Source organism: Pseudomonas sp. RW3S2, from assembly GCF_014268955.1.
Classification (GTDB): domain Bacteria; phylum Pseudomonadota; class Gammaproteobacteria; order Pseudomonadales; family Pseudomonadaceae; genus Aquipseudomonas; species Aquipseudomonas wayambapalatensis.
The window spans coordinates 17,289-29,807 of sequence record NZ_JABWRM010000025.1 but is presented as its reverse complement, the minus strand read 5'-3'; the positions used below and the strand labels follow the sequence as shown (position 1 = coordinate 29,807).

The window sequence follows — 12,519 nt, the reverse complement described above, 5'->3', positions numbered from 1 at the left end:
GGAGCGGGCTTGCCCGCGAAGAGGCCACCACCTCTCCCGCAGACAGACATAAAAAGCCGCCGCCCAGTGCCGCGGCCAGCCCTCAAAGGGCGCTTCCGATTTGCGTGCACCGCACCGCAACCAAGATCCACCGGCCATACTCCATAGATGGCCCTCAAGCAGGAGAACCTCACCATGCTGAGCTGGGACGAATTCGATAAGGAAGACGGCGAAGTCGCCGCCAAAACCAACACCCCTGCGCAGGCCAACGCCGCCGCGACCCTCGACAAGCTCGACAGCGCCGGCGGTGCCGCCGCCCTGGAAGCTCGCGCCGCCACCGCCAACGACTCCGACGCGGTCAAGCGCGCCAAGGCCGCGCTGGACGCCCTCGACGTCGCCGAAGGCCTGGCCGAACTCGAAGGCTCCTCGGCCCGCGTCGCGGTAGACGAGAAGCGCATGATCAACTGCCGCGCCGACCTCAACCAGCTCGTGCCTTTCAAGTACGACTGGGCCTGGCAGAAGTACCTCGACGGCTGCGCCAACCACTGGATGCCGCAAGAGGTCAACATGACCGCCGACATCGCCCTGTGGAAGAGCATGGACGGCCTGACCGAAGACGAGCGCCGCATCGTGATGCGCAACCTCGGCTTCTTCTCCACCGCCGACTCGCTGGTTGCCAACAACCTGGCCCTGGCCGTGTACCGCCTGATCACCAACCCCGAGTGCCGCCAGTACATCCTGCGCCAGGCCTTCGAGGAGGCGATCCACACCCACGCCTACCAGTACTGCATTGAGTCGCTGGGCATGGATGAAGGCGAGATCTTCAACATGTACCACGAGATCCCGTCGGTCGCGAAGAAAGCCGCCTGGGGCCTGAAGTACACCCGCGCGATCTCGGATCCGGAGTTCAACACCGGCACCGTCGAAACCGACAAGGAGCTGCTGCGCAACCTGATCGCCTACTACTGCGTACTGGAAGGCATCTTCTTCTACTGCGGCTTCACCCAGATCCTGTCCATGGGCCGCCGCAACAAGATGACCGGCGTTGCCGAGCAGTTCCAGTACATCCTGCGCGATGAGTCGATGCACCTGAACTTCGGTATCGACGTGATCAACCAGATCAAGATCGAGAACCCGCACCTGTGGGATGCGGCGATGAAGGAAGAAGCGACCCAGATGATCCTGCAAGGGACCCAGCTGGAGATCGAATACGCCCGCGACACCATGCCTCGCGGCGTGCTGGGGATGAACGCAGCGATGATGGAGGATTACCTCAAGTTCATTGCCAACCGTCGCCTGACCCAGATTGGTCTGAAGGAAGAGTACCCAGGGACTACCAACCCGTTCCCTTGGATGAGCGAGATCATGGACTTGAAGAAGGAGAAGAACTTCTTTGAGACTCGGGTGATTGAGTATCAGACGGGTGGTGCTCTGAGCTGGGATTAATCGCCTAGCGATTCGAAAAGGCTGCCTTTGGGCAGCCTTTTTTATTGCCCGAACTTCAGATCAGGACATCTCCTACACGCATCTCGCTAATTGCCCAACGGCAATCCAAGTAGTTTGTCGGCGATCTTGGCATAGTCGCGGCAGAAGTTAACTACCACAGCACCGACAATGGAACGTTCAAAGCCAACTACAGCTAGCCAGCGCGCTGCATCACAAACCGCACAAAGACGTCGAGTTTGGACAACGCGCTGCGCTGGCGCAGGTAGACCAGATTGACCGGGCGAGTCGCCGGCAGGAAGGGTTCGAGCAACGAGACCAACCGCCCCTCGCGCAGGTCATCGGCGACCAGGAATTCCGGCTGCATGAGGATGCCGTTGCCACTGATCGCAGCCAGGCGCAGCACCTGGCCATCGTTGCTCTTGAGCGTCCAGTGTTCCGGCCAGGAGTATTCACGCCCGGCGTCCTGCAGCGGCCAACTAAAGCGATGGGTCCAACTGGAATGGACAAGCAAGCGGTGCTTGCCGAGATCGGTCGGCACCGTGGGCCAACCCTGTTCGTTCAGATAGGCCGGGGCCGCACAGATCACCATGCGATAGGGGCGCAGCGGCTTGGCGACCAGATCGACATCTCCCAGCTCGCCGATACGAAACGCCAGGTCGAAACCCTCGGCCATGAGGTCGACTACAGTGTTGCTCAGGACCAGATCGACGCGCATCTGCGGATGCTCACGCAGAAACTGCGCCACGATCGGCGCCACCAGCGCCGAGCCCAAGGTCATCGGTGCACTGATTCGCAGCAGGCCGCTGGGTGCCTTCTGCAAGCTCTCGACTTGCTCGTAGGCCCGGCGCACCTGCTCCAGCGCCTGGCGGGACTCTTCATGAAACACCCTTCCCGCCTCGGTGACGTGCATGCGCCTGGTACTGCGCTGGATCAACTCCACCTGCAGCGCTTCTTCCAGCCCACGGATGTACTTGCTGACCATCACGGTCGACAGCCGCAGGTGCTCGGCAGCCGCGCTGAAGCTGCCTTGCTCCACCACGGTGACGAAGACTTCCATCGCGCGCAGACGATCCATATTTAACTCTCAGTTAAAATTAATTGAACGAAACCGTTATTTATTAACAGATAATTTTCCAATAATGTGTCTTCGTCAACTCACAACCACGGTGTTTCATCATGAGGTCGCTCACCTCCCTGCTCGAACGGTTCCCACGCACGTGCTTGATCGAACAGGCCACGCCCATTCAGCGCCTCGTCGCGCTGGAACAGGTCTTGGGGCTCGACGCGCGCGGTATCCGCCTGTTCGCCAAGCGGGACGACTTCATGGCGCTCGGTGGCGGTGGCAACAAACTGAGGAAACTCGAATTTCTGCTGGGCGCAGCGCTGCATGACGGTATCGAGCATGTCATCACCGTCGGAGGCCTGCAGTCCAACCACGCGAGATTGACCGCGGCGGCCTGTGCGTCACTGGGCCTGCCCTGCGAACTGGTGCTGTCGCGGGCAGTCGCCAAGGATGGCGAAGAATACGAGCACAGCGGCAACGTGCTGCTGGACGAGCTTTTCGGCGCCAAGGTGCATATCAGCCCCGACGGGATCAGCGCGCTGCATTGGGCCGAACTGCGTGCAGCGCAGTTGGAGAAGGCGGGCCACAAGGTCAAGGTGATCCCTACCGGCGGCTCTACCGCTCTGGGCTGCCTGGGGTATGTCAGGGCCGCACAGGAAATCGCCGAGCAGGAGCAGGCCCTGGCCCTGCAGTTCACGCGGGTGTTCACGGCCAACGGAAGCTCCGGCACCCATGCCGGCCTCAGTGCAGGATTCGCCGCCCTCGGACGTGGCGCCAACCTGGTCAAATCCTACGCGGTACTGGCAGACGCGAGCACTGCACAACGCCAGACCCTCGACTTGTCACACCATGCCCAGACCCTGCTCGGCCTGCCGGCCGACATCGCAGCGCACGATATCGAGGTGGATGGCAGTTGCCTCGGCAAAGGCTATGGGCTACCGACTCCCGAGATGCTCAATGCCCTACGCCTGATGGCCCGCCATCAAGGCCTGCTGCTGGACCCTGTGTATTCCGGCAAGGCATTCGCCGGCTTGATCGCCGACCTGCAGAGCGACCGTTATGTGCGCGGCGACAACCTGCTGTTCGTCATGACCGGCGGAACACCTGGGTTGTTCGCCTATCGCGATGCCCTGCAAGACGCCTGATCGACTCGCTGACTACCTACCCGCACGTCCTCCATTTCTCCGGCACCCCGCAACGCCCGGCGATGATACGCGTCAGTCACTGGCAAAGCGGCGCCTGCGCCCCACCTCGCGCACAGCCTCGACCAGGGCGCGGGTCATTGGCGCAGGTTTGCCGGTGAAGGCATGGAAACGTGCCATCGCCAGCGGCGGCAAGCCCTCGCTTTCGTCCACCGCACGCAGCCCCTGGCGCAACTGACTCTGCGCCACGGGGCTGACGGCGAAGCCTGCCTGCGCCGCCGCCAGGCAACCGGCCATGCTGCGGCTCTCGAACGCCAGGCGCCAGTCGATATCCGCCGCAGCCAGGGCATTGATCGCCGACTCGCGGTACACGCAAGGCTCGGGAAACACCGACAGCGGTACGGGCTCATCGGACGGCAAGACGGTGTGTTCGGCGAAGGCCCACACCAGAGGCTCTTCCCACAGCAGTTCACTGTCGTCTTCGATGCGTGCGCAGCGTTTGCCGAACACCACGTCCAGTTCCCCCTCCGCCTGTTGGCGCAGCAGTTCGGTGGTGATGCCCACCCGCAACTCGATGGCGATGCCCGGATGCCCGCGGCGAAACACCTGCAGCACCTGTGCAAGCCAGGTGCCGGCGAAGTCTTCGGAAGCGCCGATCACCAACCGCCCGGCGGGCGACTCGCCTCGCAGGCGTGCCCGCACCTCCTGTTCCAGGTCGAGGATATTGCGGGCGTAGGTGTAAAGCGTTTCTCCCGCCGACGTCATGTCCAGCTGGCGGGTGGTGCGCGGCAACAGGCGCGTCCCCAGGCTCTCCTCGAGGCGCTTGATGTGGCCGCTGACCGCTGACGGCGTCAGCGTCAGGCGATCGGCCGCAGCGGCGAAACCGCGCAGGTCGACCACAGCTAGAAAGGTACGCAACAGCACGATATCCAGGGCAAGTGCCGACGACGAAGGATGCGAAGACATCTGGCGATCGCACTGTCGCTGGTATGTATCGGGATGCTTCGAAGCGGCACAGGCGCGGGGTTGACGCAGAGTATGCGCACAACGAGTACCCGAGGCTGAGCCGTTCGAAGTGATTGGGCCGTGCCCTGTGCGGCCACGGCGTGAAGTGCGAATTTCACGCCGTTTTTTATCTAGGCACTTGGCACCCGGACCAACGGCCTTGTAGCGTGACAGCACCCTTATGCGCCCCAGAGCTGACTAGCCCCCATGGAAATCCGCCATTTCCGCTACTTCCTGAGTGTTGCCCAGCACGGTCACTTCACCCGTGCCGCTGAGCAGTTGGGCATCGCTCCGCCAACGCTGAGCCGGCAGATCCAGGACATGGAAAACGAGCTTGGCGTACGCCTGTTCCAGCGCAGCCAGCGGGCCGTGCGTCTCACCGCGGCGGGTGAAGCGCTGCGGGTCGAGGCGTTGCAGGCGGTGCGCCAGTTCGATGCTGCGCAACTCGGCGCGCAGCGGGCCGGGCGGGGCGATGTCGGGCGTATCGAACTGGGTTATGTGGCTTCTGCCGCGTACTCGGGGCTTTTGCAGCAGCAAGTGACGCACTTCAGTCAATCCTGCCCCGGCGTCCAGCTCAATATTCGCGAGGTCGCCATGATGGCCTCGCCCGAGCTGGTTCGTGATGGGCAGCTTGACCTCGCCTATGTACGAATGCCCATGGAATTGCCAGAAGATCTGAACGCCATTACGCTGCTGGAAGAAGGCTTCGTCCTTGCCCTACCCTCCAGCTCCCGCCTCAACGAACTGCCGCAGATCAACGCCGCACGGCTGGCCGGGGAAACCTTCATCCTGCCCGAGCAGATCTCCGGCACCTTGGCGGTAGCCGCACAGGGAGGCTTCACCCCTTACCTGGGGCCGCAGCCCGGCAGCCTGGTGGCGGTGGTCGCTCTGGTCTCGCTGGGCCAGGGCATCGCGGTGGTGCCGGAGTCGATGGTGCGCAGGGTCAATCTGCCGCAGGTCAACTATCGCCCGATCAAAGATTGCCAGCCGCGCTCCTGCCTGGCCCTGCTGCATCGCCGTTTCGAAAAGGCGCCGACGGTGCAGCGCTATATCGAGATGCTGGGGCGCGTGCGCTAGGGTCTGTTCCGCCCTGCCCGGTTCTCCCGCCTGAAGGTGCTGGCTAAAGTCCGCCCATCACTTGCTCCCTGGAGCACCACCATGAACCGTATCGCATTCTGCACACTCGCCCTGGGCCTTGGCCTGACCGACCTACCATGGCCGCGCAGGTCAACTACCGCACCGCCGAAGTCGATGGCGTACAGATCGCCTGGCTCGACAAGCAAGGCTGAACCGGCCCGTATCGCAGCGACCTTGCCAGCCTTTGAAGCTGCGCAGCCTGTGTCGGGATGGCCGCGTTACGAGCGCCAGCCACCTCGCCAGTCATAGGATGTCTTCGCAACTGGCGAGCTAGAGCGACTGTAGCCTCAACACTGGAAAACCTCCGATAAATATGGAAGCAAAACCCTGTTCAAAAGCGTTGACAGCGTTTTCAGGGGTTGTTAATAATCGCCAAAGTTGTACGACAACACACAACAAAAACAACAACTCGTGAAGCCCATCATGTCGACATCCTACCCACGCTACTCGCACCCTCCTCTTTCCAACATTCGCCGCTGCGGCGAATCGCTGGCAGCAACGGGCACCTGAGCGCCCGATTCGCGCGTTTCACCTTGGTCCACGACGGGCCATTCACCCCACCGCCCCTGCAATCGGCCGCTCGCGCGTACCTGGCAGGCGGCTGCCTCACTGCTGGGAGCACAACAATAATGAAAATCCGCCAGACCCTGCCCTTCGCCCTGTTCGGCGCCACCGCCCTGGGGGCACTGCCCGACGCTGCACTGGCCGCCGGCTTCATCGAAGACTCCAAGGCGACCCTGAACCTGCGCAACTTCTACATCAACCGCAACTTCGTCGACCCGAGCAACCCGCAAAGCAAGGCCGAGGAGTGGACACAAAGCTTCATCCTCGACGCCCGTTCCGGATTCACCGAGGGGCCGATTGGCTTCGGCGTGGATGTGCTGGGGTTGTGGTCGGTCAAGCTCGACGGCGGTGGCGGCACTTATGGAACGGCCCTGCTGCCACGCCATGACGATGGACGCCCGGCGGACGATTTCGGTCGCCTGGCCGTGGCCGGCAAGGTGCGAGTCTCGAAGACCGAACTGAAGGTCGGTGAATGGATGCCGGTCCTGCCGATCCTGCGCTCCGACGATGGCCGCTCGCTGCCGCAGACCTTCCGTGGCGGCCAGGTGACATCCAGCGAGATCGCCGGGCTGACCCTCTATGGCGGGCAGTTCCGCGGCAACAGCCCGCGTAACGACGCGAGCATGGACGACATGAGTTTCGGCCGTGGGGTGTCCGATCGCTTCAACTTCGTCGGCGGCGAATACAGCTTCAACGACAAGCGCACCCTGGTCGGGCTGTGGAATGCCCAGCTCAAGGATGTCTACCAGCAGCAGTACCTGCAACTGAGCCACAGCCAGCCACTGGGCGACTGGACCCTGGGCGCCAACCTCGGCTACTTCCAGGGCGAAGACGACGGCGCCGAACGTGCCGGCAAGCTGGACAACAAGACCTACTCGGGCATGTTCTCGGCGCGCTATGCCGGCCATACCTTCTGGGTCGGCCTGCAGAAGGTCAGCGGCGATACCTGGATGCGGGTCAACGGCACCAGCGGCGGCACCCTGGCCAACGACAGCTACAACGCCAGCTTCGACAACGCCAACGAACGCTCCTGGCAAGTGCGCCACGACTTCAACTTCGTCACCGTCGGCATCCCCGGCCTGAGCATGATGAACCGCTACATCAGCGGCCGCGATGTGCACAGCGGCGCGGTGAGCGATGGCAAGGAGTGGGTGCGTGAATCGGAACTGGCCTACGTGATCCAGAGCGGCCCGTTCAAGGATCTGAGCGTGAAGTGGCGCAACTCCAACATCCGCCGCAGCTTCAGCAACAACGAGTTCGACGAGAACCGGCTGATCTTCAACTATCCGCTGTCGATCCTGTAAACCGATACCATCAATGCATTGACAAGCCGCGAACTCGCTGTCGATAATCGACCCATGTCGTACGACAACCTACAACAATCAACGACAAGAGCTGGCCATGACCACTACTCCCTTCAAACGCCTGCTGCTCACCGGAGCGGCAGGCGGCCTGGGCCAGGTGCTTCGCGAACGCCTCAAAGGCAGCGCCGAAGTCCTGCGCCTTTCCGATATCGCCCCGATGGCACCTGCTGCCGGTCCGCATGAAGAAGTGATCACCTGCGACCTGGCCGACAAGGCTGCGGTACACGCGCTGGTCGAAGGCGTCGATGCCATCCTGCATTTTGGCGGGGTGTCCACCGAGCACAGTTTCGAGGATATCCTCGGCCCCAATATCTGCGGGGTGTTCCACATCTACGAAGCGGCGCGCAAGCATGGGGTAAAACGCGTCGTCTTCGCCAGTTCCAACCATGTGATCGGCTTCTATCGCCAGGACGAGCGGCTCGATGCCCACTCCCCTCGCCGCCCCGATGGCTATTACGGCTTGTCCAAGAGCTACGGCGAGGACCTGGCCAGCTTCTACTTCGACCGCTACGGCATCGAGACCGTCAGCATCCGTATCGGCTCGTCCTTCCCGCAACCGCAGAACCCGCGAATGCTTTGCACCTGGCTGAGCTACGACGACCTGCTGCAACTCATCGAACGCAGCCTGCGCACCCCCGACGTCGGCCACACCGTGGTCTATGGCGCGTCCGACAACCGCACTGTCTGGTGGGACAACCGCCACGCCGAGCACCTGGGCTACCAGCCCAAGGACAGCTCGGAGGTGTTCCGCGCCGACGTCGAATCAAGGCCCGCGCCCCCCGCCGACGACCCCAGCATGGTCTACCAGGGCGGCGCCTTCGTCGCTGCCGGCCCCTTCGATTGAGCGCCACTGCGTGCAAGGAGCAGCACCATGCAGCACTGTGAACTGATCGTCGACGCGCGCAACGCCACCGGGGAAAGCCCGGTGTGGCATGCCGGCGAGCAGGCCCTGTACTGGGTCGATATTCCCGCCCGCCAACTGCAGCGCTGGCGCCTGGCCGATGGCAAGCACGACGTCTGGCAGGGCGATGAAATGCTGGCCTGCATCGCCCGTGGCGCACAGGGCTGGGTCGGGGCGATGGAGACCGGCCTGTTCATCCTTGAACCGACCGCGGACGGGCGCCTGCTCGGCACGCTCCTGGCCAGCGTCGAGCATGCCCGCGAGGGCATGCGCTTCAACGACGGGCGCTGTGACCGCCAGGGCCGTTTCTGGGCCGGCACCATGCTGATGGACATGCAGCAAGGCGCCCAGGTCGGCGCACTCTACCGCCTCGATGGCAAGGACCACCTGCATTGCCAGCTCGACGGCATGATCGTGCCCAACGGCCTGGCCTTCAGCCCGGACGGCAGGCGCATGTACCTGTCCGACTCGCACCCGACGGTGCAGAAGATCTGGTCGTTCGACTACGACACCGACAGCGGCACGCCCCATAACCAGCAGCTGTTCGTCGACATGCGCGAGCATCCAGGCCGCCCCGATGGCGCGGCCGTCGACCAGGACGGCTGCTACTGGATCTGCGGCAACGACGAGGGGGTGATCCATCGCTTTGCCCCCGATGGCCGCCTGGACCGCTCGCTGCACGTACCGGTGAAGAAGCCGGCGATGTGCGCCTTCGGTGGCCCCCGACTCGACACCCTGTACGTCACCTCGATCCGCCCCGGCGGCATCGACCTCGCCGACCAGCCGCTGGCCGGCGGCGTGTTCGCCCTGAACCCCGGCGTCAAGGGCCTGGAGGAAACACCCTGGCAAGGCTGACCGCCCAGCCCACCCACACCCGCACGACCGAAACCAGATAATAAAAACCACGGAGTTTCATCATGACCTTCAAACGCACGTTGCTTCTTGCCGCCCTCCCCTTGGCCCTCGGTCTGTCCAGTGCCGCCAGCGCACTGGACATCAAGTTCGCCGAGATCCACCCAGCCGGCTACCCGACAGTGGTCGCCGAGCAGAACATGGGCAAGAAGCTCGAACAGGCCAGCAATGGCGAGATCACCTTCAAGATGTTCGCCGGCGGTGTGCTCGGCTCGGAAAAGGAAGTCATCGAACAGTCGCAGATCGGCGCGGTGCAGATGACCCGCGTGAGCCTGGGGATCGTCGGCCCGGTGGTGCCGGATGTGAACGTGTTCAACATGCCGTTCGTGTTCCGCGACCAGGCGCACATGCGCAAGATCATCGATGGCGAGATCGGTCAGGAGATCCTCGACAAGATCACCAACTCCGAATTCAACCTGGTGGCACTGGCCTGGATGGATGGCGGCTCGCGCAGCATCTACACCAAGAAGCCGGTGCGCAGCATCGATGACCTCAAGGGCATGAAGATCCGCGTGCAGGGCAACCCGCTGTTCATCGACATGATCAACGCCATGGGCGGCAACGGTATCGCCATGGACACCGGCGAGATCTTCAGCGCCCTGCAGACCGGGGTGATCGACGGCGCCGAAAACAACCCGCCGACCCTGCTCGAGCACAACCACTACCAGAGCGCCAAGTACTTCACCCTGACCAACCACCTGATCCTGCCGGAGCCGGTGGTGATGTCCAAGACCACCTGGAACAAGCTCACACCTGACCAGCAGGCACTGGTGAAGAAAGTCGCGCGTGAAGCGCAGATGGAAGAGCGCGAACTGTGGGATGCCAAGTCCGCCGCCAGCGAAGAAAAGCTCAAGGCCGCGGGTGTCGAGTTCATCGCCGTGGACACCAAGCCGTTCTATGACGCCACGGCCCCGGTACGCGAAAAATACGGTGCGCAGTACGCCGACCTGATGAAACGCATCGACGCGGTCGAGTAAGCCACTCCTTCCAGACGACTCCGGCAGCACGGCGCCCGCCGTGCCGCCTCCTGGTGATGCCCATGAAAACGTTTTTCCTGCGCCTGAACGACAGGCTCTACAGCAGCTGCATCTGGATCGCTGGCCTGTCGATCCTGGCCATGTCGCTGATCATTCCCTGGGGCATCTTCGCCCGTTACGTGCTCGGCACCGGCTCCAGTTGGCCGGAGCCGGTGGCGATCCTGCTGATGGTGGTGTTCACCTTCGTCGGCGCCGCCGCCAGCTATCGCGCAGGCGCGCACATGGCGGTGGCGATGCTCACCGACCGCATGCCCGCACCACTGCGCCAGCTGGTTGGCGTGCTGGTGCAGGTGCTGATGATCGTGGTGTGCCTGTTCATGACCTGGTACGGCACCAAACTGTGCATCACGACGTGGAACCAGTTTCTCGCCTCGCTGCCGGGCGTGCGGGTGGGCATGACCTATGCGCCGATCCCGGTGGGCGGCGTGCTGACCTTGATCTTCGTGCTGGAAAAACTCGTGCTGGGCGATCAGAGCAACCGCAGGGTGGTGCGCTTCGACCTGGTGGAAGAAAGCGAAGGAGCGGCATAAATGGATGCGTTCATTCTGTTGGGCAGTTTCATCGCGCTCATCCTGCTGGGCATGCCGGTGGCTTATGCGCTGGGGCTCTCTGCACTGATCGGTGCCTGGTGGATCGACATTCCGCTGCAGGCAATGATGATCCAGGTGGCAAGCGGGGTTAACAAGTTTTCGCTGCTGGCCATTCCATTCTTCGTGCTGGCCGGTGCGATCATGGCCGAGGGCGGCATGTCGCGGCGCCTGGTGGCTTTCGCCGGGGTGCTGGTGGGCTTCGTGCGTGGCGGGCTGTCGCTGGTCAACATCATGGCCTCGACCTTCTTCGGCGCGATTTCCGGCTCCTCGGTGGCCGACACGGCGTCAGTCGGTTCGGTGCTGATTCCGGAAATGGAGCGCAAAGGTTATCCGCGCGAATTCTCCACGGCGGTGACCGTCAGCGGCTCGGTGCAGGCACTGCTCACCCCACCAAGCCACAACTCGGTGCTCTATTCGCTGGCCGCAGGCGGCTCGGTATCGATCGCCTCGCTGTTCATGGCCGGGGTGATGCCGGGGCTGCTGCTCAGTGCGGTGATGATGGGCCTGTGCCTGTTGTTCGCCAAGAAGCGCAACTACCCCAAGGGCGAAGTGATCCCGATGCGCCAGGCGCTGAAGATCGCCGGTGAAGCGCTTTGGGGCCTGATGGCCATGGTGATCATCCTCGGCGGCATTCTCTCGGGCGTGTTCACCGCCACCGAGTCGGCGGCCGTGGCGGTGGTGTGGTCGTTCTTCGTGACCATGTTCATCTACCGCGACTACAAGTGGCGCGACCTGCCCAAGCTGATGCATCGCACGGTGCGGACCATCTCCATCGTGATGATCCTGATCGGCTTCGCAGCCAGCTTCGGCTACGTGATGACGCTGATGCAGATCCCATCGAAGATCACCACCGCGTTCCTGACCCTGTCGGACAACCGCTACGTGATCCTGATGTGCATCAACTTCATGCTCCTGCTGCTGGGCACGGTGATGGACATGGCGCCGCTGATCCTGATCCTCACCCCGATCCTGCTGCCGGTGATCACTGGCATCGGCGTGGACCCTGTGCACTTCGGCATGATCATGCTGGTCAACCTCGGTATCGGCCTGATCACCCCGCCGGTGGGGGCGGTGTTGTTCGTCGGCTCGGCGATCGGCAAGGTCAGTATCGAGGCGACGGTCAAGGCGCTGCTGCCGTTCTACCTGGCGCTGTTCATGGTACTGATGGCGGTGACCTACATCCCGGCCATCTCGCTGTGGCTGCCAAGCGTGGTTCTGTAAGTTCGCGGACAGCCTGCTCTCTCCCGGTGGGAGCACCTGTCTTGTTCAAGTCCTAAAGGCCAGCCCAATCCCCTGTGGGAGCGGCGGTTCGGCGCCCCGACTTGTCCCGCGATCACCGGCAGAGCCGGTGCCATGCAGCGCGGTGTTCTTGGCGTAGG

General features: G+C 63.0%; 11 protein-coding genes. 9 read left to right on the top strand and 2 right to left on the bottom strand.

Features of this window, described 5'->3' with window-relative positions; translation table 11 throughout:
* Positions 1 to 174: 174 nt before the first annotated feature.
* Positions 175 to 1,425 (top strand): ribonucleotide-diphosphate reductase subunit beta, encoded by a 1,251-nt coding sequence (locus HU748_RS24505; RefSeq protein ID WP_186666978.1) that lies wholly within the window; start codon positions 175 to 177, stop codon positions 1,423 to 1,425.
* 193 nt (positions 1,426 to 1,618) lie between these two features.
* On the opposite strand, the gene HU748_RS24500 is transcribed toward HU748_RS24505, so the two are convergent.
* Entirely contained in the window at positions 1,619 to 2,500 is an 882-nt protein-coding gene (locus HU748_RS24500; protein WP_186722333.1) for a LysR substrate-binding domain-containing protein, read from the bottom strand.
* Between the two features lie 101 nt (positions 2,501 to 2,601).
* Between HU748_RS24500 and HU748_RS24495 the strand changes: the two genes are divergently transcribed.
* A complete protein-coding gene (locus tag HU748_RS24495) occupies positions 2,602 to 3,633 on the top strand; it encodes a D-cysteine desulfhydrase family protein (protein WP_186722331.1) in 1,032 nt (343 codons plus the stop codon).
* Positions 3,634 to 3,705: 72 nt separating this feature from the next.
* Here the strand turns inward: HU748_RS24495 and HU748_RS24490 are convergent, their stop codons facing one another.
* Positions 3,706 to 4,596: a LysR substrate-binding domain-containing protein gene (locus HU748_RS24490; protein WP_186722329.1), complete on the bottom strand. Its 891-nt coding sequence runs from the start codon at positions 4,594 to 4,596 to the stop codon at positions 3,706 to 3,708.
* A 246-nt stretch (positions 4,597 to 4,842) separates the two neighbouring features.
* On the opposite strand from HU748_RS24490, the gene HU748_RS24485 reads away from it, so the two are divergent.
* From HU748_RS24485 to HU748_RS24455, 7 genes are all read left to right on the top strand, one after another.
* Positions 4,843 to 5,712, top strand: coding sequence for a LysR substrate-binding domain-containing protein (locus tag HU748_RS24485; RefSeq protein WP_186722327.1), 870 nt, complete (start codon positions 4,843 to 4,845; stop codon positions 5,710 to 5,712).
* Positions 5,713 to 6,401: 689 nt separating this feature from the next.
* Positions 6,402 to 7,640 carry an OprD family porin gene (locus tag HU748_RS24480; RefSeq protein WP_186722325.1) on the top strand — a complete coding sequence of 413 codons (1,239 nt, stop codon included), beginning with the start codon at positions 6,402 to 6,404 and terminating at the stop codon, positions 7,638 to 7,640.
* Between the two features lie 97 nt (positions 7,641 to 7,737).
* Positions 7,738 to 8,544: an NAD(P)-dependent oxidoreductase gene (locus HU748_RS24475; protein WP_186708487.1), complete on the top strand. Its 807-nt coding sequence runs from the start codon at positions 7,738 to 7,740 to the stop codon at positions 8,542 to 8,544.
* Between the two features lie 27 nt (positions 8,545 to 8,571).
* Positions 8,572 to 9,456: an SMP-30/gluconolactonase/LRE family protein gene (locus HU748_RS24470; protein WP_186722323.1), complete on the top strand. Its 885-nt coding sequence runs from the start codon at positions 8,572 to 8,574 to the stop codon at positions 9,454 to 9,456.
* Positions 9,457 to 9,518: 62 nt separating this feature from the next.
* Positions 9,519 to 10,490: a TRAP transporter substrate-binding protein gene (locus HU748_RS24465; protein WP_186722321.1), complete on the top strand. Its 972-nt coding sequence runs from the start codon at positions 9,519 to 9,521 to the stop codon at positions 10,488 to 10,490.
* A 62-nt stretch (positions 10,491 to 10,552) separates the two neighbouring features.
* Positions 10,553 to 11,080 (top strand): TRAP transporter small permease, encoded by a 528-nt coding sequence (locus tag HU748_RS24460; protein ID WP_186722319.1) that lies wholly within the window; start codon positions 10,553 to 10,555, stop codon positions 11,078 to 11,080.
* Positions 11,081 to 12,361 (top strand): TRAP transporter large permease, encoded by a 1,281-nt coding sequence (locus HU748_RS24455; RefSeq protein ID WP_186722317.1) that lies wholly within the window; start codon positions 11,081 to 11,083, stop codon positions 12,359 to 12,361.
* The last annotated feature ends 158 nt before the right edge of the window (positions 12,362 to 12,519 follow it).